This is a genomic window from Lysinibacillus sp. TE18511 (genome assembly GCF_054062295.1).
Window position 1 is genome coordinate 1 of sequence record NZ_JBSSFD010000048.1, and the last position, 25,978, is coordinate 25,978.

Consider the following 25,978-nt stretch of genomic DNA (forward strand, 5'->3'; position numbering starts at 1 on the left):
TCGACGTTGACGTGTCATAGTAGCACGCTCCTTTTTTTAATAGTCTAAGTTTACAACCCCTTATTTTATCTGTCCAACTTAGTGTAGCCTATCCAATTGAACATGGTTGGATTAAAAATTCAGCAACTAATCAAGGGTTATTATTGAAAAGTGAACAAGAAAATTTAGCTATATATAAAAAGTTTGTTAGTAGTGAGAAATCTATACTTCAAAAATATAAGCCACTAATATCAATAACATATGCGGAACCGGCGCCTGAATTACCGATGTCTGAAAATTTATTACTAAAAAAGGGTTTTGAGGGTTATTTGCAATTAAATGGATGAAAGAAGAATGATTATAATACAGGTACCATAACACAAGACCAGACTGAGTCCTCACCAAAATCAAATGAAAATAGGTCCCTAAAAATAACAATTCCTAAGGGGTCTTGGGATTTGAAGGAAATATTACCGAGCTTAAAGCAAGAGATTAAAGTTGAAGGTGCGCAACTTTATGATATCAGTTAATGCTATTGTTCAGAGAATGTGAGTTTTTCTTTGATTTATTAGATAAGGAAGAAGTAAAGAATTAAGTATTGGAACACTACCTTCTAAGTAACCTTGTGTCATATATTGGTGCATTAAATAAAACCCATGTTTTGAGAACTGCATCAAAACACATGGGTTTTTCCTATATTCGTGATTTATCTATGATAAATTGATTATTCAGGAGTCTTTAAATACGATAAGATAGTATTATTGATTAATGAAGGAGGGGTAGGTTTGCCTGCAGATAAGGAATTCCAAAATGTTTACAATCAAATTCGATTGTTAAAAGGCAGAGGGGTTGGATTTTCCAATCTTAAAGATACTAAAACGCACTTAATGGATAAAAGTTATTTTAATCTCGTTAATGGATTTGAAACTTTATTATTAGATGATCACAAAAAAACTCCAAAAAAATATACCAACAAACAATTCGATGATTTTATAGACTTATATGATTTTGATATGAAATTATCAAATTTGATTTTCACTAAGATCTCAGAATTTGAAACAAAATTAAAAACGTCTATAGCATATTTCTTTTGTAAAAGTCATTGCTCAACATTGGCTGGGAATAATAACTATGTAGATATTAATTATTATAAAAAGCCCAGCACTACAGATGGTCCAGCTGAGTATGTTAATTATTTTGAAAAGCATAAACTTTTTAGAAAAAATTACTATTTCGAAGGGAATTTTAGAGGTGAGTTTAATGGTGAAGTAATTTTTGATACTAGGAAAAATAAGACAAAACTTGTAGGTGATTTTTCTGGTCGGTTTGGTTCAATATCTCTTAGAGAAGTTAAGGAAGGGACCCTTACATTTTTTAATAGCGATCAACCTGCCTTATTGAGTTTAATTCATTCGTATACTACAGTTTCTAAGACCATCATTTCTTTAACAGGATTAAATATTTCTTCCGAACGAATTTATGGTCTTAACTATATAGATGACTGTAAAATAAAGTTCAATTATATTAATGAATATAAAAACCCTCCATTTTGGGTAACTATTAAGCCATTAATGTTAAACGATATTCTAATATTAATGTATGGGTTAGATAAAAGGACATTTAATGAAATCCTTCAAAATTTCAACCTTAAACCAAATGATAAAGAGAAATTCTTAAATTCAATTGCAATAATAAAAGAACTTAGAAACACTTGCGCTCATTTTGAATTGATAAATAGGTTTAGAACATCCAATAAACTTTCTATTAACGCACATCTAATTTCAGAATTAGATTTAAAACCAATGAGAAGTCATTATATTGTAAGATTATTTGATGCGCTGAAGGTTCTAAATTTATATGTTGATATGAGTGAGGTTAAGCAATTCCTATGGGACTATTATGATTATCTAACTAAAACAAAAAGGTTAACATTGGCTACTAAATTGTTTGATCGAATGGGGAATTTCAATATTTATTTATGGATGTAAAATTTTAATATTGATTTTTAAATGTATATATGTTAAATTAAATACATAAAATAACGTGTAGCCAAGACGGCGTGTCAAGCTATCGCAGCTTGCTAAATGTCCCTAACCACCTTATCCATATAAGGTGGTTTTGCTTTATACTCTAATATAAATATTAATCTTGATTAATTTTAGAGGAGACAGAATAGGCTTGGATATCTAAGTATATTTTTTTCAATCAAAATAAAAAAATATCAGAAAAACGCGAGAAATCATCGTTTCTAAAATTGATTTTCTCGCGCTTTTTAAGGTTTTGTCTAGTTATGTCCTAATCTTTATTATATCTTTGATCAAGAGAATCTTCTTTAATTAGATTAAACTAGGCTTTTTATTTAGCTTTTTATTTTTCGTTAATTAAAAAAGAAGGACAATCACTTATATGTGGACAGTTGTCCTTCTTTCTTTTTTCTAGCACTTTAATACCCAAATTTTAAAAGGTTGCAGTAATTTAAACAGAGCTTATATTAATTTTTAATTGTATATTAAAGCCTATTTCTTAAACTTCTAAGTAATAAAAGATATAGGTTGTTTTCTAAAAGATTGTTGCTATTCAACTCCCATGAAAGAACGTAATAATCTTTCATTTTCTGTGGTGTAACGATGATTTTATGCGACATGGATGGCTAACGGGTGCTTGTGCAACTAAGATTTATAAAGTAGAATCAATTTCATAAATCGAAAGCCTTACTGGGCTTGAAATTTTAAGGCATAAAAAAAGGAGTACCTCCCCAAATCTCGAAGTGTTTAGTACCACTACCACACACTAGAGAGAGAAAGGAAGAACTCCAGATGTATTGTATTCGACATTACAACCATGAACGCATTCATTCATCAATCGGATACAGCACGCCATCTGATTTTGAATGCCAGTACTACTTTAATACGTTAAATCATTAAATTTTGTGTCTGCTATCTTGACAGAGGTCCAAAGATAACAAAAGTAAATAAAACACGGATTTTATTAGATTGGAATGATAACATGAATTTAATGGAACTAAGAATACCACAAGGTTTCGCTATTTATTATAATAGGTTTTATGATGTTGAACCGATATCAGACCCCAATGAAGATGATTTCTTAACAAATTGGACATTCTTTACACAAGACCTACTTCAAATAAGTAAAATGGAACTTGAAAAAGGGAGTTGGAATGTACCTAAAGATGAAAATAGAAGGATACATATTGTTTTAGGGTGGTATCCAGATTCAAGAGCGAGCGGCGAGTATGGATTAGCAATCACTAATGGGAAATGGGATACGCTAATGGAAATTAGTTCAAGGGATAGGTTTGAGATAAAACGGACGCTTGAAAAATGGTTAGAAAAGTTGAACGAAGATCAGAATTTTTTAAAAAATGGTTGATGTTTAAGTTGACTTAAGCTTTATTTATCTTTAGAGGAAAAAAGGTTGAAGCCATTTAGAGGTAAAAAGGCTCAAAAAGTAGCTGCTTAACTTCCTGCCAGAGGAGGCCATAGTTACAAAGAATTATACAAAAAGCATACGGCTGTTGAACGAGTAAATGCATACCTCAAAGAATTCTTCCAGCTCGACAACATCCGCCATCGAGGAGGTGCATTGGCTAAAGTAGACTTTGATATTTCTTGCCTCGTTTATACGCTCAGTAAATTGGCCGTTGATCGTATTAACAAACAGATGAACGAAATGAAAGAAGCAGTCTAAAATCTAAGAATGAATCGTAATGTAAAAGTTTTGAAAAAAAGTTGTTCAAACTCTTATTTGGTGTGCTCGTTTTTAGTTCTTTAGAATGTTGTTTTTAAACTTTTTTTAAAAATGGATAATAATAATTCTGCGAGAATTAGCTAATGAAAAATCTATTATGAAATTGACTCAAGTATACAAAATAAATCTAATAAGCATTCCCAAATCAAAGTTAGGTAACAAAACACCCTATTGAATCGAGTAATTTGTTTTGGCGCTTTATGATTATTAGTTCCTAACCTCACTTTAGGAAGCTTTTTTCTCCATCAACATTTGAATGAGTGAATTATTTTAATCCTTATTTATTTGGATTTCGATTGATAAACTCAATAATATCACTTTTCATAAAAGATATAGCATAATCGTAATAAAAGTGACGGTCAATTTCCCCTTTATTTAATGCTTTATCTAGTGCTTCAAATTGTTCTTCCGCTATTCCATTCAGACCTGTATTCTTTTTCACTTATATCAAGGAACCGGTAAAGTTTATCGTAATCATACTTATAATGGAAAGTTTGAGGGACTTTTCTCTCGTAAATATCTTTAAATTCTTCGTTGTCTTTATTAGCAAAGACTCCAACAACATTTCCAGTTAGATTCAAAGTAGCAAAAGCTATTTTCAGCTACTTCTTTTACTTTATATTCTTTCAAGCTATTGCCTCCAAATCGAATGTACGTTTTGAGAATGTATGTTCTATTTTACCGCAACATTTAATTGCTGTAAATATTTCCTTTCGTAGGTTAGTTGTGGTAGTTAATGAGTTCATTTAGAGGTCTAACAAACAAAAAAAGTACACCACTATATATAAGTGATGTACTAATTATTTAATATAATGTGTGACATTAAAGACAACCTCTTGATATTAATATTTTATAATACATTCACTTGTCTTTAATTTTACAGAGTAATTCTGTGCGTGCTTATTTATTTTTAGTAAGCTGTCCAACCACCATCAACAGCAATGACTTGTCCGTTGACAAAGCTTGCTTCATCTGAGCCAAGGAAAATAGCTAGTTGAGCGATTTCCTCTGGTTGTCCAGCACGTGGATTAATGGACATACCTAGTGCTTGGCGAGCCGCACCTATTTGACTCACATTTGTTATGGTAGAAGCAATGTTTGTCATAACTGCACCTGGAGCAATACCGTTACAGCGAATATTTTTATCTGCATACATAAACGCTGTGTTTTTAGTTAAACCAACGACAGCATGCTTAGAAGCAGTATAGGCAGCCCCAGCACGAGCACCATATAGACCGCCAGCAGAAATATTGTTCACAAAGACACCATGTCCTTGTGCAAGGAAAATCTCTGTTGCCATACGCATCGAACGCATAACAGCAGTCGTGTTTACCGCAAATACTTTATCCCAACGTTCATCAGAAATTTCACCTACTGGCTCCATACCATCCATAATGCCAGCATTATTGACTAAAATATCTAATTGACCATAAGCATTTTTTGTTTCATCAAATAAGCGTTGTAAGTCTTCTGTTGATGCGACATTTGTTTGAACAGCGATCGCTGAGCCCCCAGCTGCGTTTATACCTTCAACAACAGCCGCTGCACCCTCTAAGTTTAAGTCAGAAACTACAACCTTTGCGCCTTCTTTTGCGTAACCTTCTGCAATTGCTTTCCCCATACCTGATGCTGCACCTGTTACGATTGCTACTTTACCTTCTAATCTCATCACAAAGACCTCCTATTATTTATGCTTGTTCACTTTGTATGAACATTACACGGATGTATTACGTTAGATATTGAACATGTGTTCATTAAAATCATATAATAATATTGAAAGCGATTTCAATATGCAAAAAACTAAGAACTGTTCAGTAATCAACACATATACAAAATCTGTTTAGTAAGGGGATGAAAAGTTTGAGTGCGAACGATTTAAGAATTGTCAAAACAAAGCAAGCATTACATAATGCTCTGTTAACTTTATTGAGTGAGAAACCTTTGGAAAATATTACGATTGCAGAAATTTGTCGGGTGGCAAAGGTGAACAGAGGTACCTTCTACTTGCATTATGAGCAAAAGGAAGCGCTATTTGAGGAATACTTTCAGGGAATTATGGAGGATTTATATAATTCCTATGAGGAACCATATCGTGCAGTAACAATATTGGATAAGAATCAATTAGATCCAAATACGATTCGTATTTTTCATCATATAGAGCGCTTTAAAATGTTCTATCGCATTGTTTTTTCAAAAAATGTGCCTTTGACCTACTATTACATGTTATTTGATGGAATTCATTCGCTGATGAGAAGAGACCTAACCACTCATTATAACATGCATGATGAAATATCCATTGATTATTATAGTGCTTATCAAGCAAACGCAATCATCGGTCTAATCATCCAATGGTATCGCCAGGATTTTGAGGATAGCGTTAGTACCTTGAATAAACAACTTGCGGCTATTTTGCGAATTGACGAAAAGTAATACAGAACCGGATAGAAGCGTGGAACAAAATAGTCGATTTAATGAGCGATGCACTAACTTGTCATTAGTACATCGCTTTTTGACAATATTATTGAACAGAAGCAGTGACGATTTGCTTGCTTTCGCTTTTTACTTTTTCTCTTTTTAAAGCAACGACCGTAGTAGAAATGGCCAAGGTTACAGCGATGATAATTCCTAACGAGCTACTATTGCTTATTAGATTGTCAGCGTTTCCTCCAAAAATAATTGTGTAATAGCCATCAGCTCCATACGTTGCTGGAAGAAGAGAAGCTAATTTATTGTAAAAATCAGATAGCATTGTTTGTGGAACAAGAACGCCTCAGGAAAACTGCTCAGGTGAGGTCAAGAACAGCTCGGGTATCCAGGGAAACGGCTCAGGTGAGATCAAGAACTGCTCTGGCATCATTCGAAAAATAAACAAAGAACCTTGTTTAAATAAAGAAGCCTTTTGAAAAGCTTGTAATGTGAAGAACGGAATTGACAACTATATCGACTGCTGATATATTTTAAATATATCGTTGGTCGATATATTGTTAGACGATATAGAGGGGGATGTTGTATGACACAGGAGCACCCGCCGTTAACAGAGGGCGTTTATTATATTTTATTGGCATTATTTGAGGCAAGGCATGGTTATGGCATTATGCAATTTGTAGAGGAAATGAGCAACGGCCGAGTTCGACTTGGAGCGGGAACAATTTATGGGGCGATCAAAACATTACTCGAGCGAGGGTGGATTGAGGCACTAGATGATGATGGGCGAAAAAAGGAATACATGATTACAGAGAGTGGAAAAAAAGTTGTGGAATATGAAATTTTGAGATTAAGGGAACTTTTTGACAATGGCATCCGTATAACACAGGAGGATGGAACAAATGCATAAATATCGATTACTCGTCAACCCGTATGATATTGAGAAATGGGTCAATGAAATGGCTAGCCAAGGCTGGTATTTGCAAAAATTCACTTGGATTCGTTTTACATTCGAACGTGGTGAACCAGGTAGCTATATTTATCGCCATGATGAATTGGAGAGATTTGGTGCCTCATATGAGGAAGAATACTTAGAATTTCTAAAGTCCTCGGGAATAGAGCAGGTGGACCGATCTGGCAATTTTGTATTTTTTAGAAAGCCAGCATACGAAGGACCATTTGAACTATACACGGATAAAAAAACAAAAATCAGTAATCTTTCCAAAAAAGTAACGGTACTATTATGGGTTATCTTACTTAACTTAATGGTCGGGATCATTGGACTTAGTGGGGATTTTTCAGAGTACGAAGTAGACTGGTTTGGATTGTCCCTTAATATAGGGAACCTCTTAGTAGTTTTGGTATTTTCTATACCATTGTTCAAACTCATTCGATTACGGAAACATTTAAAAAGAGACTTAGATGTATTTACAGATTAATAGGAAAGATACATTTAAAAATAATCGACCACAATTGTGTGTTTTGAAAATACTGTTTTTTAAAATTGCAGCTTTGGTGAATATATGTGTTAAAACGAAAGAATATTAAAATATTTTGGGTGTAGGGATACTTTAAGAAAAGAAGGAAATGCCATTGATTTATTTTCCGGGAAATTAGAAAAATTTAAATATTTCCAAAATAAAATTATCTTTATATGAAGTTAAATGCTTGTTTACCCATTTAACCAACTATGTCGATAAATTTTCTAGGTGTATTTCTAGAAATCTTAAATTCATTTCTTTCAGACTAAGTGAGGAGATTACATGAAAAAAAGAGTCTATCGCATTTTTCTAGATTATGAAAAAGAAGAGGCATGGGTCAACGACATGGCGGCACATGGATGGGATCTTAAGAAAACAATTTTAGGTTACTTTGTATTTGAAAAAGGGGAACCTGGTCAATACATTTATCGCAACGAATTAGTAAAAGGGAAGAACAAAGACTATTTTGAATTTTTAGAGACAATGAATATAGAGCGTGTTTCCAAGTTTGCAGGCTGGGCCTATTATCGTAAAAAGGCATCAGAAGGACCGTTTGAGTTATTTTCAGACAATTCTTCGAAAATACATTATTTACAATCACTAAACCGTCTCTTTATTCCTCTAGCATTATTCAATCTTTTTATGAGCATTACTAACTTTTCACTTGGATTAACAGTAAATCTCCTAAATTCAGCGATGGGATTTATAAACTTTTTAGTAGCGATAACGATGTGCATACTTATTTTGAAAATTGAAAAGCGAAAAAAAGGATTACAACATGAATTACATATATTTGAAGGGTAGGGAGGAAATACGATGACATTACAATTACAACATGTCACGAAGAAGTATAAAGATTTTACAGCAGTCAATGATTTAAATTTCACCATTGAGAAAGGTGAAATTTTTGGATTGATTGGACAAAATGGTGCGGGTAAAACAACAACGTTCCGCATGATTTTAGATTTACAGGAAACAACAGCCGGCACAATTACATGGGATGGCAAGTCGGTTAATGCTATAAACCGTGATGTACTCGGTTATTTACCAGAGGAACGAGGGATTTTCCCAACTATGAAGGTAGAAGATCAGCTTTACTTTTTTGGCGAGCTGCGCGGCATGAAAAAAGCTGAGCTAAAAAAAGAAATTGATTTTTGGATCAGTCGTTTCGAGCTAGAAGAAAAGCGAAAAGATAAAGCCGAGACATTATCAAAAGGAAATCAACAAAAAGTACAATTAATAGCAAGCTTTATTCATAAGCCACAATTCTTGATTTTAGATGAGCCGTTTAGTGGTCTTGATCCGGTAAATAAAGATTTACTAAAGGATGCTATTCTACTGTTAAAGGAACAAGGTACTACCATTTTGTTCTCTAGTCACCAAATGGATAATGTTGAAGAGCTTTGTGATCATCTTTGTTTATTAAAACGCGGTGTTTCTCTTTTTTCAGGTAGTTTACTAGATTTAAAGAAACAATACGGCAAAATTAAGCTAGCGGTACGTACAGACTGGTCGACAACACAATTGCTGGCACTTGAAGGAGTTCAAGATGTTCGCGTAGAGAAAGAGCAAACGGTGTTGACTTTAGAAGATGAAAGTTTTGCACAGAGCATTTTTGATCAGCTTTCAAATGGGAAGTACATTGAAAAATTCAGCTTAGATTATTTAACACTAGATGAAATCTTTAAAGATAAGGTAGGTGGCAACATTGTCGAAGTTTAATTTATTGATGACACAATTATACAAATCAAAAATAAAATCTAAATCCTTCGTCATAATGACATTACTGTACGTGGCTATTATGTCCGTCGCCGTTTTTTGGTCGGATATTAAGGAGCTTTTTACAGGCGATGAAGAGGCACAGAAAATCGCCATTGTGAATGAAACATCAGCGGATTTTAGTGAGATTTTTGTGTCAAACGGGGACATGGAGTTTATTCAGGACGAAACGGATAGTAAAGTGTTAGAGCAAAAGGTTAAAGATGAGAAGCTCGCAGCAATTATTACAATAAGTGATGAAAAGGGTCAATTACAAGCTGAAATTGCAACTTTTACTCCTTTAAAATTGAATGATCAAACAACGATTTCTTCATTATTGCAATATGCAGGTAAAAATTATGCTGTTCAGCAGCTGTCGTTATCATCAGAGCAGGCTGCGCAAATTATGGATGCACAAACAGTTATTTCAAACAAAAATTTAAATGAAGAAACAGCAGGCGGTAAAAGTGAGGAAGAAAAACAATCAGGGTTAGTCGTATCATATGCTGTCGGAATTTTAATCTACTTCTTTATTTCTACTTTCCTATCAATGATTACAACTGAAATTGCCTCTGAAAAAGGTTCTCGGGCAATGGAAATGCTCCTAGTAAGTGTCAAACCAGCAACCCATTTTAAAGCAAAAATTGCGGGAGTATTACTACTCGCTTTAACACAGATGGGCATTATTGCAGTGGTATTCCTTGTCTATGCGAAATTTGTGAAAGGTGGAGCTGTTTGGGATATGGCAGCCGGTATTGTTAAAGAACTTTCGGTTGGCTATGTCATATATGCTGTAGTATTCCTATTATTAACAATTATGCTTTATTTAATTATTGGCGCATTATTCGGCTCGTTAGTTTCAAAAGTAGAGGAAGCCGGTCAAGTTTTAATGCCAGCAATGATTATTACAATGATGGGATTCTATGTAATGCTTTCAGGAATGGGCAATCCAGATACGATTTTAATCAAAGTTTTCTCTTATATACCGTTAACTTCTGGTATGATCATGCCGATGCGAATTGGTGCAACAGATGTTGGCGTGATGGTGCCACTTATATCTTTAGGTATTTTAGTGGCGACAATTATCGTGGCTTACGTATTTAGTTTATCGTTCTATAAACGCAGCGTGCTAACATATAGTACAGGTGGCGTTATTCAGAAAATTAAAACCGTGTTAAAAGTGACAACATGATATTAAAGCAGCTACATCCTGTAAAATTAAAGATAAGTGAATGTATTATAAAACAGTAATATCAAGAGGTTATCTTTAATGTCACACATTATATTTAATAATTTGTACATCACTTATATAGTGGTGTACTTTTTTGTTTGATAAACCTCTAAATAATCTCATTGACTACCACAACAAGGCTCATCACGAAAAGTTGTGGGTGACATTTGTTAAGACGTATGCCTTGTATATAAGTTGATTGGAGTGGAGACTGGGCGACTCCTTGGGGATTAGCGCTAGAGGAACGAAGGCTAAGAGCATCACGTCCTGTGATAACGCCTTCGTGACCTACATCGTGTAGGCCCGAGACCCTGGAGCGAGCAACGCGAGTGAAGCGGCTCATCGGACGCCCCCAGGAAGCTCTGCTCTGCGCGAAAGCGAAGCGTCAGCGGCAAAGCGCCCAGTCGGAACGGAAATCAACCACACGTTATGGTGATGAGCCCACAACAACCCTAATGATGTAAATATTTACAGTGATTAAACGTACATTCTCGAAGCGTACATTCTGTTTGGAGGCAATAGTAACTCACAAATCCTTATTCTACAGAAAATAAAAAGAATCCAATTTGAAAAAAGTTTAATCTGTAGACTTTGGAGTAAAGAGTGATTAAAAAATGTGTTTTAAGCCTTATTTAATAGCTAATGTAAAAACTCCATTTTGAAAAGATTGATCAAAATGGAGTTTCTCTTTTTAACTAAGTTTAGATTTTTAAAAGTTTAATTATGTTTATACTCCTTATTCCACTAAAGCCCAAGTTAGCCATCCATGTCGCGTAAAATCAACGCTACACCACAGAAAATGAAAGGTTATTACGTTCTTTCATGGGAGTTAAAGAAGAGTGTTTTAGAAACCAGAAGTAGCCTTTTTTAGTATAAATAATTTTTTAACAGTACTATTTTTATTACTAATGTTGCCGTTTCACTCGGATGACTTAGAGAAAATGGTAGCTATACAAAAAAGCACCGTTCTAAAATTTGAGAAGAAACTTTTTGATGCTGATAGTCCATCAATAATCAATTTAGGATTTTCTTAGTTTGCATTTTTATCATTATTGCAGAAACTAATCCGATACTAAGTGTTGTAGCAAGAAGAATGAATGCTAATGTAAAGCTACCCGTTTTCATAAAGTAAACAGATATAATGGGCGCAACACTTGTTCCAGCAAATAAAATAACCGTATACATAGAGACTGCAATGCCACCCATTTTCCAGCCTAATTGACCAACAAGTGTCACTAATGAAGGGACAGCAAGAGCAATTCCACTAACAAATATGATACTAATCATGGTTAAACCAATTATGTTTGAAATAACGCTCATCATGATTAGTGCGATAATCGAAAGAGTCAAGGCAACTTTAAGTACAAACAACACATTGAATCGTTTTGCTAATTTTCCTGCAAAAGGTGACATGATCATTCCTAAAAAACCAAAAGATCGAATGTAAATTAGTTTCTGACTACTCATTCCAAAAGAAGCACTCGTAAGATACTCACCCAGAATAATATACATACTGACAAAAGACATTAATAGAACGAAAGCAATCATATAACTGAATAGTAAATTTCTATTGGTAAAAATAGTACCAATCTTTTTCATGGGCTCCCATATATTTTTGGTTTGGTTATGAGCCACTCCTTTTGGTAAAAACCACGATACTAGGATCGCAGTAAAAATATACACTACAGAAAGAACATAAAATATTACATGCCAATGAGTATGTTCACTAACATATCCGCTAAATACCTGACCTACAATTCCAGCTACAAGAAATCCTGTGCTTATAAATCCAACTGCTCCTACTTTTTTATCATTTGGAAATACCTCAAGAGTATATGCAAGTGCTACTGGTGAAAATGTAGCTGCCGCAAGTCCCTGCAACCCTCTTAGTAGTAGAATTAAAGAAAAATCATTAACCATTCCTAGTAGCAACGTTATAATACTTAATGAAAAAAGTCCCGTAACAATCACATTTTTTCGTCCATATTTTTCTGAGATAGCTCCATAGAAAAAACACCCTGTAGCAAATCCAAGTGAAAAAATACTTGAAGTGACGCTTGCTTTGGACAATGAAATATGAAAATAATCACTGAAAAGACTAATAAGAGGTATTGTTAAATATAAACTAGACATAACTACCATCCCTGACCAAGATAAAATAAATGTCATCAGAGAATAATTTGCTTGGTTTCCTGTAATTGCTTTGTTCATACAATAAATCACCCTTTTTAATTTGATTAACTTATAGTTAGACAATCTAATTAAATGATTAAAAAAATTAAACTGCATCAACGAAGCTACAGTTTAACGTTCCACCTCAAGTCTCCTTTGTATAGATTTTAATAATTTATTAACCAGCTTCTCAAAGACTTTTCGTTCATCAGGTTCCAAATCAATCAGATTAGAAGCACAAGACGACCAATAAGTTGGCAAAATCTCAGCAACGAAAGTACGACCTTCATCTGTTAAACTTACATAAATTTTCCTGCGATCTTCTTTACTATGATTCCGTACGACAAAATTTCTCTTTTCTAACCAATCTATCATTGAAGTTGCCGATGCCCTCGTAATCCCTAATCGTTCAGCTATGGCAGAAGGAGTCGCTCGTCTTTCTCCATGTAGTGTAAGTAATATTAGTAAGTCTAATTTACTTTCTGTAATTCCGAAAGGAGCCAGATCAATATCCATTACATCTAAAACGTAGTCACTTAACCACAACAACATTAATCCTAATTTTGCATCTTCTGGATCCGTATTATCCAAAGAAGAAGTTTGAATCAACTCAATATACGGCTCTAAGCCTAATACTGGTAAATCATCTTCATTAGTGAACATTTTTTTAAATTTTGTCATTTAATCACCTTTTAATTAGATTATCTAACTATATATCATTCTAACTATAAATCTAAATTGATGCAAGAGGTATTATTACCATAAATTTCTTTAATCTAAAGCAACACAAAATTAATTTCTATACATTTAATGTGTGACATTAAATAAGAATTCACTTTTTAAAATAGTTAAACAGTAGGTGGCTGCTTTTTTTCCAAATACAGCTCATCACCAAAAGTTGTGGATGACATTTGTTAAGACGTATGTATTGTATATAAGTTGATTGGAGTGGAGGCTGGGCGACTCCTTGGGGATTAGCGATAGAGGAACGAAGGCTAAGAGCATCACGTCCTGTGATAACGCCTTCGTGACCAACATCATGTTGGCCCGAGACCCTGGAGCGAGCAACGCGAGTGAAGCGGCTCATCGGACGCCCCCAGGAAGCTCTGCTCTGCGCGAAAGCGAAGCGACAGCAACAAAACGCCCAGTCGGAACGGAAATCAACTACACAATATGGCGGTAAACCTCAAATATGCTAATACTAGAAAACAATGTATAGTAATTCGCGTATTCAGTCGAATTTTCTAGTGAAACAAGCTATAATTTATGACAGGGGTTGAAGCTATGTGATCTCAAGCAAAGATTGAATCTTTAGTAAAAGAATCGTCAAATTATCGTCCTGCAACACAAGAGGAGAAAGAACAATTCTTTGTAAAGCTCGAACAGCAACTTCCTATGAGTGATGAATTGCTAGAAATCTTAAATAGCCGTGAGCGTATAACACTTTTTGTCGATAGATTTGATCCAGCTCATTATTGCTTTCAACTACAAAATCATGAGAGTTCATATATAGTAAGTGACTCTTATTTTGCAATGCTTGAATAAACGAAACTTTTTCGATTTGAAATCGTATGTAATAGAAGAGATAAATCGCAGGGGGTAAAACTTTATGTCTGAATTCGACAACGACCTATTAAAATCAAAAGATCCATTTGCATCAGAAAATCCATTATTACAGCCTAATCCACTATTACAGGTGGAGCAAGAGCAAAAACAAAAACCTGTACTTGTTTCTGAGCAAGAGCTATCACAAATTGCTCAAAATCAACTTGCATTAAAGCAAAATCCTGAGATCCATGCACTAGCACAAAAAATTGATGTAAAAGACCAAATTGCCATGTTAGAGCTTGGAAAAGAAACAGCGAATGGTATTTCTACTTTTTCAGATAAAATGCTAGCAACGATGAAAACAAGTAAGCTTGAGGAATCGAGTGTATTATTAAACAATTTAAATAGAATTATGGATAAATTTGATCCTCAAGATTTTGCAGAGGATAAAAAAGGTGGCTTCCTGACAAAGCTGTTTAGCAAAGGGAAAGAACAATTAGAAAGGTTCTTATCCAAATATGATAGTATGAATAAGGAAGTAGATGTTATTCACCGTGAGATTCAAAAATACGAAGGTGAAATGAAACGTAATACAATTGATCTTGAAAATCTATATGATCAAAACTTAAATTACTTCCAAACTTTAAGTAAGTTTATTGCGGCAATTGAAGTGAAAACAGATGAGGTTCGAGCGTCATTACCAGCACTTGAACAAAAAGCACAAACTGGTGATCAATTAGCGGCAATGGAATATGAAACGATGCTACGTGCAGTGGATTTACTGGAACAACGTCGTTATGATTTGGAAATGGCGCAGCAAGTTTCGTTCCAGTCTGCACCACAAATTCGTTTAATGCAGCAAGGCAATAACCATTTAATTGCAAAAATTAACTCTGCGTTTGTTACGACAATTCCTATATTTAAGCAAGGACTTATTCATGCAGTAACGTTAAAACGCCAAAAGCTAATTTCTGATTCTATGAGTGAACTAGACCGTCGTACGAATGAAATGCTTGTACGAAATGCAGAAAATATTAGTAAAAATAGTGTTAATATTGCTCGTGTGGCAGGTAGTCCAAGCATTAAAATTGAAACAATTGAAACGACATGGCAAACAATTATGTCCGGTATTCAAGAAACGAAGCAAATTCAAGCAGAAACGGCGAGAAATCGTGAGGAAGGGCGTAAACGCATAGAACGTTTGCAGCTTGAATACGAAAAACTGAAAAAGATGTAATCGTGAAGCTTCTTGCATTCTCTCTTACGCAAGAAGCTTTTTTTGAGCTCTCTACTATTTGTTAGGTACCGAAAAACCGCCTAAAGTGATGTGTTTCGGGAAGAATCACTAGGAATAGGAGCATATTTATTTTGACAAAATAAAAAATACTCATTATGATGATTTAAATGAGAATGGTTATCAAACACAAAGGAAGAAGAACGATGTTAAACAAAGCAATACCATTACACGAATTATTTAGTAATGGAATGGAGAAAAGACGATGAAGAAAATGAATTTAACTACATTATCGTGTGAGCAATTAAAGGATGGAACGCTTGCCATAGATATGACAGAAACGCTTATGCTAGTATCGCAAAGTCGCTATCAGGAATTAATGCATATCGAAGAACTTTACAATGCTTTGCATACAGATTTAGATGAAAAGCATCATGTTTTGGAGCAGGAGCGAAAAACTTTAAAGAAACAAAATGTCCAGCTTGTAGAAGAAATGCAAAAAATGAAGCAGCAAAATGCGGTCTTGCAAAAAAAGCTAACGGAATATAATTGTGTCGTAAATGAACTAAAGGAGCTTCGTCAACAAAATACAGAGCTGTTAATTGAATTAAGTAAACATACAGCTTTGTCGAGGGAGTCATTGTCAGGGCCGTTAAAATCTATGATACGCGATATGCGAGAACAGGGCGTAGGTATTAAGGAAATTCATATTCGAATAAAACGTCAAATTAATCCAGATATTAGTTATAGTATGGTGCGTAAATATATTTCTGAGCTAGAATCTGAAAACAAAGAGTAACGACATTGTTGCCTTTATTCAAATTCGGCATTTACAGTTACGAAGCAAAGTCCTATAATTAGTCTATTCTTTAAGATGTTAATTGTATCAATTATGCAAAGTCATAATTGATACAAACAAGAGTAGGAGAGTTAAAGGCAATGTCAAATGAGAAAAAAGGTGTTTTGTCAGCATTTTTAGCCTATGCTTTTTGGGGTGCATTTCCTCTTTATTGGAAATTGCTTGAGCATGTGCCGAGTATGGAAATTTTATTATCACGTGTCATTTGGTCCTTTGTCTTTACAGTACTAGCAGTAATAGTATTTGGAATGCGTAAGGATCTTATCGCGGATCTAAAATATTTATGGTCACACCAAAAGCATTTTTGGCAGCTTGCTGGAGCTTCATTCGTTATTTCGATGAACTGGTATTTATATATTTGGGCAGTTAACCATAACCACATAATTGAAACGAGCTTAGGTTATTATATTAATCCTTTGCTGTCAGTTATTTTGGGGGTTATTTTCTTTAAGGAAACGCTTAGCCGAGCACAATGGATAGCTACTGGAATTGCCTTTTTCGCTGTAATTATTTTAACGGTTAATTATGGTTCAGTCCCATGGGTAGCTTTACTAATTGCCGTATCCTTCGCAATTTACGGTGTACTAAAAAAGAAAATTAAGCTTGATGCGACAAGAGGTCTAGCCATAGAAACGTTATTTATTCTACCGTTTGCATTAGGCTATTACGTTTACCTCTTTACAACGAATCAAGCCTCATTCTTACATGTCGATGTCAAAACAGACATTCTCATGATTGTCAGTGGCGTAGTAACAGCAGTACCGTTAATTTTATTTGCGAAAGGTGCACAAAATATTCCGCTTTATTTATTAGGCTTTATTCAGTACGTATCGCCAACGATTACGTTAGTTATAGGGATCGTCCTTTATAAGGAACCGTTTAGTCAAATCGAGCTATTGGCATTCAGCATTATTTGGGCAGCCTTACTACTGTTTTCAGGCTCGAAAATCATTGAAACGAGAAGGGCCCATCATAAATCGGCCTAAAAAAAGGACTTGTAGAAATTTTCTACAGGTCCTTTTTGCATGGATTAACCTTTTGGATGGTTGTAATAATATCCCTTGTAAACATTTCCGAATAACTAAGAAATATTTGTATGATAATATATTTCTGGTATTTAAATTAAGGGGATACTATAGTAGGGAATTCTAGGAGTTTCAAAAGAAGAAAACAAATAAAAGAGGGAATAAAATGAATCACCCATATAAAAAGTATGAGACCACAGAATTATGGCACGTTATTTCAGAAGCTATCGAAGAACTAGTTGCTAATCAAGATGTAGAAGAAATGACAAGTAGAGAATATATCGTTGGATATCTTTGTGCAAAACTAAGTCTTGTGGAAGAAGATAGGGCATAGAACGGATAGCTATAAATTACAGCTTGAGAAGAAATATTGGATAACAACTTAAAAGTGCTAGGAAGTATTACTTAGGAAAACATTTGGAACGTTGTATTAGGATATAAAAGGGGTAGAGCATGGAAATTAAAAAAGATAAAACATTAACTCATTTATTATTTAGTAGTTATACAATTGGTTTTGTTTCGGGTGGCCTAGCCTTTTTTATGAGTGAAAGAGAACATAAAGATTTTCAGTTTAGTTTTTCATTAGAAAGTATTTTTTGTTTATTAATTTTATGCCCTATTGTTTACTGGGTTTATCGTTACTCTGGCATGGTTTTTAATGATCAAAGTATGAAAGTTAAATTACTATACTTTGCGTTATGTATAGTTGGCATGTCTTTCGGTATATTCTTTTTTGAATTGTTACTAAATGGAATGGATTTTGAATGGTGACTTGGAAAAAGCGACTTTTTGGCTAGATCAATTATCTTATTGGTTTACTAAAATAATTTACATATTGATTGGTATTAGCTGCATATTTGTATTTTGTTATTAATAAATTATCATAGCAATTTGTATTTAATCTTTTGAACATCTAAAAAAAAACGAACACGAGAAGATCTCTATTTTTATTGTTAGTCAAAAATAAGAAACTTTACTTTTTTGCCAGCATATAGTAATATGGTGGCAGTCAATTAGATAACAATGATTATACATTATAATAAATGAGAGGTGCTTTTTGTGAGTGCGGTAGGTTCTAAATAGGAACAACTTAATGAAATAAATTTAATGACGACAGGGGATTTTTGTCATAAAGTGACCCCTTATTTAGTCGTGGATTTATTTCGAAACCTATGAAGATACCTACAATACTTTATAAAGCGTGTAATGGTCTGAATGTGCTTCATTTTAACTTCTTTCCGATTCCGGACGCAATTATGCCGAGGCATAATTGATTGAAGTCTTTTTCACGATGCTTTTTTACACATGCCTTGTAATGTAAAAGCTGTGGGATCCCCACAGCTTTTTTGTTTTTTTTAATATAAAGGTTCTATATTAATTGTTGAGGTGTCCCTTCAAAGTGGAGAGTCAGTCGCCGTACCCATGATGAAACTTCACATAGTGCTTCACTCTAACATTTGATGTAGAGCCAATAAAAAATCATTGCTATCTAATAAGTAGGTATCTTCATGAATGATGATGAAAAAAATCATAGTGAGGAGAATCAATAATGAATCAAGCTACTCTTGAGAAGTTACAATACAATGAATTAAAGGATATCGTAAAATCATACTGTGTCAGTGGATTAGGTAAACAGTTATTAGATAAATTAACACCGAGCCCAAATGTAACAGTTGTTAAAAATCGTTTGAATGAAACGACAGAGGCACGAGCAATTTTAGATGCGGAAGGCCATGTCCCGTTTTTAGGCGTTTCGAATATTGACAATACGATTAAAAAGCTGGAGAAGGGTATCATCTTGGACCCAAGTGAATTGGTGAGCATCTCAGACTTTTTACGAGGCTGTAGAATAATTAAAAAATTTATGCTGGAAAAGGAATTTTTTGCGCCAGTACTTGCATCCTATGCCAATTCGATGGCTGAATTTAAAAGTGTAGAAGAGGAAATTAATTTTGCTATTAAAGCAAATCGAGTCGATTCGGCAGCTAGTAGAGAACTAAAACGTATCCGAAATCATATCGAAACAACTGAGGAAAAAATTAAAGACCGTTTAACTAAATTTTTAAATAGTAGTGCCAATAAAACATATATCCAGGAATTCTTTATTAGTAAAAAGGATGATCGATACACAATCCCTATTAAGGCTTCTTATAAAAATCATGTGCAAGGGACGGTAGTAGAGGTTTCATCTAAAGGTGCAACGGTCTTTATGGAACCAAGTGCAGTGGCGAAATTAAATGTAGAGTTGGGTATTTTAAAAGCAGAGGAAGCGGTCGAGGAATATCAAATTTTGGCGACATTATCAGGGCTCCTGATGGAAAATATCCGTGAAATCAACATTAACATGGAGTTGATTAGTCAATATGATATGGTGTTTGCCAAAGCCAAGTTTAGCAAACATATTGGAGGCGTCGAACCGAGTTTGAATGATTATGGCTATATTAAGCTCGTCAATTGTAAGCATCCACTGTTAACAGGTGAGGCAGTGCCACTTTATTTTGAAATTGGCCAAGATTATCGCAGCTTAATCATTACAGGGCCTAACGCTGGCGGAAAAACCGTTGTGTTAAAAACAATTGGCCTGCTAACATTGGCGACCATGTCGGGCTTCCATATTGTTGCGGATAAAGGTACTGAAATAGCTGTATTTACTAATGTTTTTGTCGACATTGGTGATAATCAAAGTATTGAAAATGCACTTAGTACGTTTTCATCGCATATAAAAAATCTTTCAGATATTATGAGGGCATCCAATAATAATACGCTTTTACTATTTGATGAAATCGGCAGTGGTACTGAACCAAATGAAGGTGCTGCATTAGCTATTTCCATTTTAGAGGAATTCTATCATATGGGATGCATAACAGTGGCAACTACCCATTATGGTGAAATTAAGCGTTTTTCCGAAATGCATAGTGACTTTATGAATGCGGCTATGCGTTTTAATAGTGACACATTAGAACCGTTGTATCAATTAATCATCGGAACGTCTGGAGAAAGTAATGCGCTGTGGATTTCCAAAAAGATGAATATACGCGAAACAGTTTTACAAAGAGCGAAAGGCTATATTGACAATAAGGATTATCATCTTGAACGAGTAAATAACAGTAAAATCAGGAAGCCCCAGATTGAAAATAGGGGAACAACAGTAAAGTATGAATTTAAAAAGGGAGACCGTGTGAAGCTGTTGGATCATGATGACGTTGGAATTGTTTATGAAGAAATGGATAATTTCTATAATGTTGTCGTGTTCTATGAGAGAGAATTCATAAAGGTACATGTTAAGCGACTGGCATTAGAGCTACCAGCAACAGAATTATACCCAGAAGGATATGACGTAGAGACATTGTTTGTGGATTATAAAGAACGAAAGCTACAGCATGATATTGAGCGTGGTTCAAAAAAAGCCCTTCGCAAGATTCAGAAGGAAATGAAGAAAGATAAATCGAGCTAAAAGTCAAAAAAGGATTGCACATAAATTTTAATGTGCAATCCCTTTTATCTATTGAATCGAATTTATTTGTGCTTTAATCGCAAAATACGTTTCCTCAATTTTTTGTTTATAAGGAAGATCGATTAAATCGTGTGAATCCATATAGGCCATTTTGGCAATTTCATAGGCAGTTGTTAACTCACCGAAATGTGCATAGCAAAGTGCTTTATAGGAAAAGCACTCATTTAAACTTAATATGTCAAATGGATGTAAGATGAACGGAGGAGCGTTTGTAAAATGTTGAAATGCTTCTTTAGCTTCTTCATATTGACCTAATAAATATAAGGATTTTCCTTTTTCTGAATAATAAAGGTTTTTATCAAGTTTAATCGAGTCTTCGTGCATAAGCGTTCCAAAACGTTCTATTTCCTCTAGTGCCTGCTGATAATCGTGAGTGTAACTGTTATAATAATGCGCACGTAATCCGAAAATAAAAGCATCGACATCCACTTGTTCTACAAAAATCCGATATTGCTCAAGCTTCTTCAACATATGCTCTGCTTGCTCGAAATCATTGTCAATCATGGCACAAAACGCCCCAATACGATACATATCATCTATATAAGAGTAGAATTGGTTTTTATGTGCATTGGTAATGGTCTCGTTAATGAGCTGTTTGCCTGCTTCAAGTTCGCCAATTGCTACCTGAAAAATGCTAATATAATAAGCCATTTTCACTTCATCCCGTGAATCTAATTGATAATTTTCCTGCTCAGCCTCTTCTTTCGCCTGTAAAATACAGGAATAGGCCATTTTGTATTTTCGATTTTCTGATAATATACCCAACTGTAAAATATAGGTTTCAAACCAATGACTTAGTAAGTTAATTTCTTTAAATATAAAGCGTGCCTCTTGCAGCGGTGACTCCCATGTCGTTAATCCCGTATGATATTGTGCTGCAGCGTATATATAAAGTAAACGACCTCCTTCATAACAAAGCGGAAGCTCTTCTACATATGGCTTCATCATCTCGACGATTTGCTGCACATTATCTGTATCACCAGTTTTTAAATCCGCAAACAAAATTTCTACCTGCTCTAAAAGTTGACGTAGCGAAGAGGGTGTTACTTGTTCTAGTAATTCACTTGCCTTTACTCCTAAACGTTCCGCTATATATTCAAGACTTTCCATCGAGGGCTTGGCCTTATCATTTTCAATTTGACTTAGCATACCTTTTGTTAGACGATCACCGGCAAGTGCCTCTAATGTTAATTTTCGTTCTTTTCTTAATTTGCGAATTCGTGTGCCTAAAGAGTCCACTGCCTCGTCTCCTTTTTATTATAAGTAAATACAACTATTTTGTTTAATTATATTAAACTTTTTCTTGCGTGAAAAGTGGGAGCTATGTTATATTTTGTTTAATAAAATTAAACTTTTTAATTTAGTTAAAAATATGGAGGGGTTTTAGATGACTGAAGCAGAAAAATATAAAAAGGCGACGTATCATTTATGGACATTTACAGCTAGTAAAATGATTTCTATGCTTGGGGCACATGTGCTTACATTTGGGTTCAGTTTGTATATTTTAGCTATGACGGGGTCAGCAACGAGCTTTGCGACGAATATGATTTGTTCTGTTTTACCACGAGCACTGCTAGCACCAGTGGCTGGTTATGTAGCGGATCATTATTCGAAAAAGCGTACGATTCTAATCGCACAAGCTGGTACCATTTTGACAGTAGGGGGCTTACTTCTTTATACAGAAACAGTTGGAATATCGGTTTACGCTATTTACGTGACAACAATATTCAATACGATATGCTCTGCCTTTTCAGGTGTAACGTTTTCATCTTCCATTGCAACTTTGGTTAACCCAGAACGGTTACAGAGAGCAATGTCATTTAATCAATTGTCTACGTCTGTGGCTATGATTGGTGGACCGGTAATTGGGGGAATGTTGTACGGATTTTTCCCAATGGAAGTATTTTTAATTATCAATATGGTAGCATACGCGCTTGCTTTTTGCTTAGAATCGACAATGAATTTTAATCTGTATAGTACAAGAGGGGAAGATGTGAAAAAGGAAAAAATTTGGGCAGGGCTTGGTAGTGGTTTTCATTATATTAAGCAACAAAAAGTCATTAAAACAGTCATGTGGATTTCACTATGGATTAATTTGTTTTTCTCCGCCATCGTTGTTGGAGGGACGTATATTATTATTGAATTACTAAAAGTAAAATCAACTCATTTTGGTTTTATTGAGGCATCAGGTGCAGTTGGTATGTTAGTTGCCTCCCTTTACTTCGCTACACGGGCAGAGGTTAAAGTGCCACTACGTTTCTCTAAAATCAGCTTAATACTGTTGGCTAGTAGTTTAGGTCTGGCTGTTATTCCGTTGGTTTCAAATTTTTCTTATTTAGGAATTGTTACTTTTTACATTGTGTTTTATTTTATATTCGCTATTTTTGAAATGGGGATTAACATGCCAATTGGCGTTTATATGCAAAAGCTGATCACAGAAGAATATCGTGGACGTGTATTTGGACTGATGGAAACAATGGCAATGTCTATGATGCCGATTGGTATGATGATTTTTGGCTTCTTGTACGATACATTACCAGCAACGGTTATTTTACTTGTCACGAGTGCAATTATCGTGACGATAGCGTTAGTTATGCTGCGGACATCTGTCTTAAAAGAAGCACATCCAGAGTTTTATAATAACGGAACTTTGACAGAGCGAACAGCGAGTTAAAATCGAAGTTGAAGGTTTATCAGCGATGTAGGGAACTTTATCATCGGAGTTAAAGGTTTTATCAGCGATGTAGGGAACTTTATCATCGAAGTTGAAGGTTTTATCAGCGATGTAGGGAACTTTATCATCGGAGTTAAAGGTTTTATAGCGATGTAGGGAACTTTATCATCGAAGTTGAAGGTTTTATCAGCGATATAGGGAACTTTACATCGGAGTTAAAGGTTTTATCAGCGATATAAGGAACTTTATCATCGGAGTTAAAGGTTTCATCAGCAATATAGGAAACTTTATAATCGAAGCTTGAATTAGGATGAATATGAAAAATGGTTGAACGCCAGTGTTTACTATTCAACTAAAAGCTACAAAGAACCTTACTGCATGAACGGTGGGAGTAGTCACATAACATGATATGTAGAATTATGGTGAATTTTGTTGACAGATAATACGAGGGGGCGCATAATGCAGAAGTACATTAACAAATACACCTTGGTGTAATGGCATTTGAAAATTTCATTGCGTATGATGTTTGATGGAACTTCACTTTTTCAACACCTTTTTGTCAAGAAACGTTCACAAACAGAGAGGGAGCAATTTACAGTGATTTTTGGTACGATGAAGGCAGTAACTGTAAGGAGCGAATGAAAAATATGGAAACTGATATTAACGTATTTTTAGCTTTTGGTGCAGGGTTTTTAAGCTTTATTTCACCGTGTACCCTTCCACTGTATCCAGCATTTTTATCATACATAACAGGTATGACATTAGATGAGCTAAAATCGGAACGAGGCATGATGCAAAAGCGTGCTATTTTGCATACATTATTCTTTTTATTAGGATTTTCAATTATTTTTATAATGATTGGACTAGGTGCATCATTTGCAGCAGAGTTTTTCCTAAATTATCAAACATTATTACGTCAGGTTGGTGCCATTTTAATCGTTGTATTTGGTTTAATGATTGTGGGATTACTACAAATTGACTTTTTAATGAAGGATCGAAAATTCCAATTTAAAAATAGACCATCTGGTTATTTTGGATCAATGTTAATCGGAGTAGCCTTTGCGGCGGGCTGGACACCATGTACAGGTCCAATATTAGCGTCGATTATTTCTTTAGCTAGTGCAAATCCAAGCTCAGGCTTTAGCTATATGTTAGCTTACTATCTAGGCTTTGCGATTCCATTTTTCGTGTTATCTTTCTTTATTTCACGAATGTCTTGGATTCGTACACACAGCCAAAAAATTGTAAAAATCGGCGGTTACATTATGATTGTCGTTGGGGTATTGTTATTCTTTGATGGATTAACGTATATAACACGCGTTTTACAGCCTATATTTGGTGAATTTACGGGCTTTTAATCTGCTAAACTAAAGAGACATACCGTACTTTAACGTGGAGGGAGATGAACATGTGCCTACAGTTCTAGTAGTAGATGATACGCTATTTATGCGTGTTGCAATAAGTAATATGTTAACCGAATGGGGTTATGAGGTAGTCGGCAAGGCTGCCAATGGTAAAGAAGCTGTAGCTATGTATCGTGAGTTACAACCAGATCTTGTAACGATGGATGTAACAATGCCCGTTATGACAGGTATCGCAGCAGTAAAAGAAATCATCCCTGAATTTCCAAATGCAAAAATAATTATGATTACGGCTTTAGGACAACAGAAGTTAATCGTGGAAGCGATTGAAAGTGGTGCGAAGGATTTTATCACAAAGCCTTTCGAGCCAGCAAGATTAAAAGCTGTAGTTGATCAATTGATTGGACAAAATTGTTAATTTGACATTAGAGGAGGAATTTTTATGTTTAGCAATATCCCTTCTCAATATTATGTTATAGGTTCAACTATAATGGCCATTGTTATGGGTTGCTTTGTCATGGTTATACGTATGCGAGCATCCAAGAAGCCGACAAATGAGAAGAAAATTATCATTCCACCTATTGCGATGTCTTCAGGTGCGGTAATGTTTTTATTTGAACAATTTCGAGTGTCGCCTATGGAGATTTTGGAGGCGTCAGCAGTCGGTATTTTGTTCTCGACAATCTTAATTGCCACTTCTAAATTTGAAGTAAAAGGGCAAGAAATTTATTTAAAACGTTCAAAAGCATTCGCCTTTATCCTAATAGGGTTATTAATATTCCGTATTGTTGCAAAAATGATATTAAGTAGCTCCATTGATGTTGGCGAATTAGCAGGAATGTTCTGGATTTTGGCATTTGCCATGTTAGTCCCTTGGCGAATCGCAATGCTGATCCAGTTTAAAAGAATTAAAAAGACCATTCCACTGAAGGATTGATAATAGAAAACTA

Annotated in this window: 27 protein-coding genes and 1 pseudogene; 22 read left to right on the forward strand and 6 right to left on the reverse strand. The window is 34.7% G+C overall.

Annotation, left to right across the window (positions count from 1 at the left end; genetic code table 11):
• Nucleotides 1-143: 143 nt before the first annotated feature.
• From ACVWXS_RS22615 to ACVWXS_RS22630, 4 genes and pseudogenes are all read left to right on the forward strand, one after another.
• Nucleotides 144-326, forward strand: a complete 183-nt coding sequence (locus ACVWXS_RS22615; RefSeq protein ID WP_456960245.1) for a hypothetical protein — start codon at nucleotides 144-146, stop codon at nucleotides 324-326.
• A gap of 438 nt (nucleotides 327-764) precedes the next feature.
• Nucleotides 765-1,967, forward strand: coding sequence for an Abi family protein (locus ACVWXS_RS22620; protein ID WP_456960246.1), 1,203 nt, complete (start codon nucleotides 765-767; stop codon nucleotides 1,965-1,967).
• A gap of 1,018 nt (nucleotides 1,968-2,985) precedes the next feature.
• Nucleotides 2,986-3,369 (forward strand): hypothetical protein, encoded by a 384-nt coding sequence (locus ACVWXS_RS22625; RefSeq protein WP_374967309.1) that lies wholly within the window; start codon nucleotides 2,986-2,988, stop codon nucleotides 3,367-3,369.
• 90 nt (nucleotides 3,370-3,459) lie between these two features.
• Nucleotides 3,460-3,687 (forward strand): annotated as a pseudogene (locus ACVWXS_RS22630) (transposase); the annotation flags it as partial.
• 337 nt (nucleotides 3,688-4,024) lie between these two features.
• On the opposite strand, the gene ACVWXS_RS22635 reads toward ACVWXS_RS22630, so the two are convergent.
• Entirely contained in the window at nucleotides 4,025-4,189 is a 165-nt protein-coding gene (locus tag ACVWXS_RS22635) for a hypothetical protein (protein WP_456960247.1), read from the reverse strand.
• A gap of 468 nt (nucleotides 4,190-4,657) precedes the next feature.
• Nucleotides 4,658-5,416: an SDR family oxidoreductase gene (locus tag ACVWXS_RS22640; RefSeq protein WP_456960248.1), complete on the reverse strand. Its 759-nt coding sequence runs from the start codon at nucleotides 5,414-5,416 to the stop codon at nucleotides 4,658-4,660.
• 191 nt (nucleotides 5,417-5,607) lie between these two features.
• Between ACVWXS_RS22640 and ACVWXS_RS22645 the strand changes: the two genes are divergently transcribed.
• Nucleotides 5,608-6,177 (forward strand): TetR/AcrR family transcriptional regulator, encoded by a 570-nt coding sequence (locus ACVWXS_RS22645; RefSeq protein ID WP_456960249.1) that lies wholly within the window; start codon nucleotides 5,608-5,610, stop codon nucleotides 6,175-6,177.
• Nucleotides 6,178-6,265: 88 nt separating this feature from the next.
• Here the strand turns inward: ACVWXS_RS22645 and ACVWXS_RS22650 are convergent, their stop codons facing one another.
• A complete protein-coding gene (locus ACVWXS_RS22650; protein WP_456960250.1) occupies nucleotides 6,266-6,496 on the reverse strand; it encodes a hypothetical protein in 231 nt (76 codons plus the stop codon).
• A 261-nt stretch (nucleotides 6,497-6,757) separates the two neighbouring features.
• Between ACVWXS_RS22650 and ACVWXS_RS22655 the strand changes: the two genes are divergently transcribed.
• The 6 genes from ACVWXS_RS22655 (at nucleotide 6,758) to ACVWXS_RS22680 (ending at nucleotide 11,105) form a co-directional block, all read left to right on the forward strand.
• A complete protein-coding gene (locus tag ACVWXS_RS22655) occupies nucleotides 6,758-7,081 on the forward strand; it encodes a PadR family transcriptional regulator (protein ID WP_456960251.1) in 324 nt (107 codons plus the stop codon).
• Nucleotides 7,074-7,610: a DUF2812 domain-containing protein gene (locus ACVWXS_RS22660; RefSeq protein ID WP_456960252.1), complete on the forward strand. Its 537-nt coding sequence runs from the start codon at nucleotides 7,074-7,076 to the stop codon at nucleotides 7,608-7,610. Before ACVWXS_RS22655 ends, ACVWXS_RS22660 begins: the two co-directional genes overlap by 8 nt.
• Before the next feature lie 324 nt (nucleotides 7,611-7,934).
• The gene (locus tag ACVWXS_RS22665) at nucleotides 7,935-8,456 is read left to right on the forward strand and encodes a DUF2812 domain-containing protein (protein ID WP_456960253.1); all 522 of its coding nucleotides are present in this window, start codon (nucleotides 7,935-7,937) and stop codon (nucleotides 8,454-8,456) included.
• Between the two features lie 12 nt (nucleotides 8,457-8,468).
• Entirely contained in the window at nucleotides 8,469-9,374 is a 906-nt protein-coding gene (locus tag ACVWXS_RS22670) for an ABC transporter ATP-binding protein (RefSeq protein WP_456960254.1), read from the forward strand.
• A gap of 7 nt (nucleotides 9,375-9,381) precedes the next feature.
• Entirely contained in the window at nucleotides 9,382-10,602 is a 1,221-nt protein-coding gene (locus ACVWXS_RS22675; RefSeq protein ID WP_456960255.1) for an ABC transporter permease, read from the forward strand.
• 368 nt (nucleotides 10,603-10,970) lie between these two features.
• Nucleotides 10,971-11,105: a hypothetical protein gene (locus ACVWXS_RS22680; RefSeq protein ID WP_456960256.1), complete on the forward strand. Its 135-nt coding sequence runs from the start codon at nucleotides 10,971-10,973 to the stop codon at nucleotides 11,103-11,105.
• 550 nt (nucleotides 11,106-11,655) lie between these two features.
• Here the strand turns inward: ACVWXS_RS22680 and ACVWXS_RS22685 are convergent.
• Both ACVWXS_RS22685 and ACVWXS_RS22690 read right to left on the reverse strand, forming a co-directional pair.
• A complete protein-coding gene (locus tag ACVWXS_RS22685) occupies nucleotides 11,656-12,852 on the reverse strand; it encodes an MFS transporter (RefSeq protein ID WP_456960257.1) in 1,197 nt (398 codons plus the stop codon).
• Nucleotides 12,853-12,945: 93 nt separating this feature from the next.
• Nucleotides 12,946-13,494, reverse strand: a complete 549-nt coding sequence (locus ACVWXS_RS22690) for a MarR family winged helix-turn-helix transcriptional regulator (protein WP_456960258.1) — start codon at nucleotides 13,492-13,494, stop codon at nucleotides 12,946-12,948.
• 262 nt (nucleotides 13,495-13,756) lie between these two features.
• Here ACVWXS_RS22690 and ACVWXS_RS22695 point away from each other — a divergent pair, with 262 nt between their 5' ends.
• The 7 genes from ACVWXS_RS22695 to ACVWXS_RS22725 all read left to right on the forward strand — a co-directional run bounded on the left by ACVWXS_RS22695 (nucleotide 13,757) and on the right by ACVWXS_RS22725 (nucleotide 20,933).
• Complete coding sequence (locus tag ACVWXS_RS22695) at nucleotides 13,757-13,996, forward strand: hypothetical protein (RefSeq protein WP_456960259.1); 240 nt, start codon at nucleotides 13,757-13,759, stop codon at nucleotides 13,994-13,996.
• A 426-nt stretch (nucleotides 13,997-14,422) separates the two neighbouring features.
• Nucleotides 14,423-15,598 (forward strand): toxic anion resistance protein, encoded by a 1,176-nt coding sequence (locus tag ACVWXS_RS22700; protein ID WP_456960261.1) that lies wholly within the window; start codon nucleotides 14,423-14,425, stop codon nucleotides 15,596-15,598.
• A 262-nt stretch (nucleotides 15,599-15,860) separates the two neighbouring features.
• Complete coding sequence (locus tag ACVWXS_RS22705; RefSeq protein WP_456960262.1) at nucleotides 15,861-16,394, forward strand: hypothetical protein; 534 nt, start codon at nucleotides 15,861-15,863, stop codon at nucleotides 16,392-16,394.
• Nucleotides 16,395-16,534: 140 nt separating this feature from the next.
• On the forward strand, nucleotides 16,535-17,440 hold the full coding sequence (gene rarD, locus ACVWXS_RS22710) for an EamA family transporter RarD (protein WP_456960263.1): 906 nt from the start codon (nucleotides 16,535-16,537) through the stop codon (nucleotides 17,438-17,440).
• A gap of 205 nt (nucleotides 17,441-17,645) precedes the next feature.
• A complete protein-coding gene (locus ACVWXS_RS22715; protein WP_456960264.1) occupies nucleotides 17,646-17,813 on the forward strand; it encodes a hypothetical protein in 168 nt (55 codons plus the stop codon).
• Between the two features lie 119 nt (nucleotides 17,814-17,932).
• Nucleotides 17,933-18,250 (forward strand): hypothetical protein, encoded by a 318-nt coding sequence (locus ACVWXS_RS22720; RefSeq protein ID WP_456960265.1) that lies wholly within the window; start codon nucleotides 17,933-17,935, stop codon nucleotides 18,248-18,250.
• Between the two features lie 778 nt (nucleotides 18,251-19,028).
• Nucleotides 19,029-20,933: an endonuclease MutS2 gene (locus ACVWXS_RS22725; RefSeq protein WP_456960266.1), complete on the forward strand. Its 1,905-nt coding sequence runs from the start codon at nucleotides 19,029-19,031 to the stop codon at nucleotides 20,931-20,933.
• Nucleotides 20,934-20,981: 48 nt separating this feature from the next.
• Here ACVWXS_RS22725 and ACVWXS_RS22730 read toward each other — a convergent pair whose 3' ends face one another.
• Nucleotides 20,982-22,232, reverse strand: a complete 1,251-nt coding sequence (locus tag ACVWXS_RS22730; RefSeq protein WP_456960267.1) for a helix-turn-helix domain-containing protein — start codon at nucleotides 22,230-22,232, stop codon at nucleotides 20,982-20,984.
• A 148-nt stretch (nucleotides 22,233-22,380) separates the two neighbouring features.
• Here ACVWXS_RS22730 and ACVWXS_RS22735 point away from each other — a divergent pair, with 148 nt between their 5' ends.
• The 4 genes from ACVWXS_RS22735 (at nucleotide 22,381) to ACVWXS_RS22750 (ending at nucleotide 25,965) form a co-directional block, all read left to right on the forward strand.
• Entirely contained in the window at nucleotides 22,381-23,667 is a 1,287-nt protein-coding gene (locus ACVWXS_RS22735; RefSeq protein ID WP_456960268.1) for an MFS transporter, read from the forward strand.
• Between the two features lie 647 nt (nucleotides 23,668-24,314).
• Nucleotides 24,315-25,025 (forward strand): cytochrome c biogenesis CcdA family protein, encoded by a 711-nt coding sequence (locus tag ACVWXS_RS22740; RefSeq protein WP_456960269.1) that lies wholly within the window; start codon nucleotides 24,315-24,317, stop codon nucleotides 25,023-25,025.
• Nucleotides 25,026-25,059: 34 nt separating this feature from the next.
• A complete protein-coding gene (locus ACVWXS_RS22745) occupies nucleotides 25,060-25,446 on the forward strand; it encodes a response regulator (protein WP_374967289.1) in 387 nt (128 codons plus the stop codon).
• 24 nt (nucleotides 25,447-25,470) lie between these two features.
• Nucleotides 25,471-25,965, forward strand: a complete 495-nt coding sequence (locus ACVWXS_RS22750) for a CcdC family protein (RefSeq protein ID WP_402991509.1) — start codon at nucleotides 25,471-25,473, stop codon at nucleotides 25,963-25,965.
• Nucleotides 25,966-25,978: the final 13 nt, after the last annotated feature.

Excerpts from the sequence above, each read along its gene's own strand:
- ACVWXS_RS22700 (WP_456960261.1), top strand. The coding sequence starts at position 14,423 with ATGTCTGAATTCGACAACGACCTATTAAAATCAAAAGATCCATTTGCA.
- ACVWXS_RS22675 (WP_456960255.1), top strand. The coding sequence starts at position 9,382 with ATGACACAATTATACAAATCAAAAATAAAATCTAAATCCTTCGTCATA.
- ACVWXS_RS22740 (WP_456960269.1), top strand. The coding sequence starts at position 24,315 with ATGGAAACTGATATTAACGTATTTTTAGCTTTTGGTGCAGGGTTTTTA.
- ACVWXS_RS22655 (WP_456960251.1), top strand. The coding sequence starts at position 6,758 with ATGACACAGGAGCACCCGCCGTTAACAGAGGGCGTTTATTATATTTTA.
- rarD (WP_456960263.1), top strand. The coding sequence starts at position 16,535 with ATGTCAAATGAGAAAAAAGGTGTTTTGTCAGCATTTTTAGCCTATGCT.
- ACVWXS_RS22750 (WP_402991509.1), top strand. The coding sequence starts at position 25,471 with ATGTTTAGCAATATCCCTTCTCAATATTATGTTATAGGTTCAACTATA.
- ACVWXS_RS22625 (WP_374967309.1), top strand. The coding sequence starts at position 2,986 with ATGAATTTAATGGAACTAAGAATACCACAAGGTTTCGCTATTTATTAT.
- ACVWXS_RS22725 (WP_456960266.1), top strand. The coding sequence starts at position 19,029 with ATGAATCAAGCTACTCTTGAGAAGTTACAATACAATGAATTAAAGGAT.
- ACVWXS_RS22690 (WP_456960258.1), bottom strand. The coding sequence starts at position 13,494 with ATGACAAAATTTAAAAAAATGTTCACTAATGAAGATGATTTACCAGTA.
- ACVWXS_RS22665 (WP_456960253.1), top strand. The coding sequence starts at position 7,935 with ATGAAAAAAAGAGTCTATCGCATTTTTCTAGATTATGAAAAAGAAGAG.
- ACVWXS_RS22670 (WP_456960254.1), top strand. The coding sequence starts at position 8,469 with ATGACATTACAATTACAACATGTCACGAAGAAGTATAAAGATTTTACA.
- ACVWXS_RS22660 (WP_456960252.1), top strand. The coding sequence starts at position 7,074 with ATGCATAAATATCGATTACTCGTCAACCCGTATGATATTGAGAAATGG.
- ACVWXS_RS22735 (WP_456960268.1), top strand. The coding sequence starts at position 22,381 with ATGACTGAAGCAGAAAAATATAAAAAGGCGACGTATCATTTATGGACA.
- ACVWXS_RS22640 (WP_456960248.1), bottom strand. The coding sequence starts at position 5,416 with ATGAGATTAGAAGGTAAAGTAGCAATCGTAACAGGTGCAGCATCAGGT.
- ACVWXS_RS22705 (WP_456960262.1), top strand. The coding sequence starts at position 15,861 with ATGAAGAAAATGAATTTAACTACATTATCGTGTGAGCAATTAAAGGAT.
- ACVWXS_RS22685 (WP_456960257.1), bottom strand. The coding sequence starts at position 12,852 with ATGAACAAAGCAATTACAGGAAACCAAGCAAATTATTCTCTGATGACA.
- ACVWXS_RS22715 (WP_456960264.1), top strand. The coding sequence starts at position 17,646 with ATGAATCACCCATATAAAAAGTATGAGACCACAGAATTATGGCACGTT.
- ACVWXS_RS22720 (WP_456960265.1), top strand. The coding sequence starts at position 17,933 with ATGGAAATTAAAAAAGATAAAACATTAACTCATTTATTATTTAGTAGT.
- ACVWXS_RS22650 (WP_456960250.1), bottom strand. The coding sequence starts at position 6,496 with ATGCTATCTGATTTTTACAATAAATTAGCTTCTCTTCTTCCAGCAACG.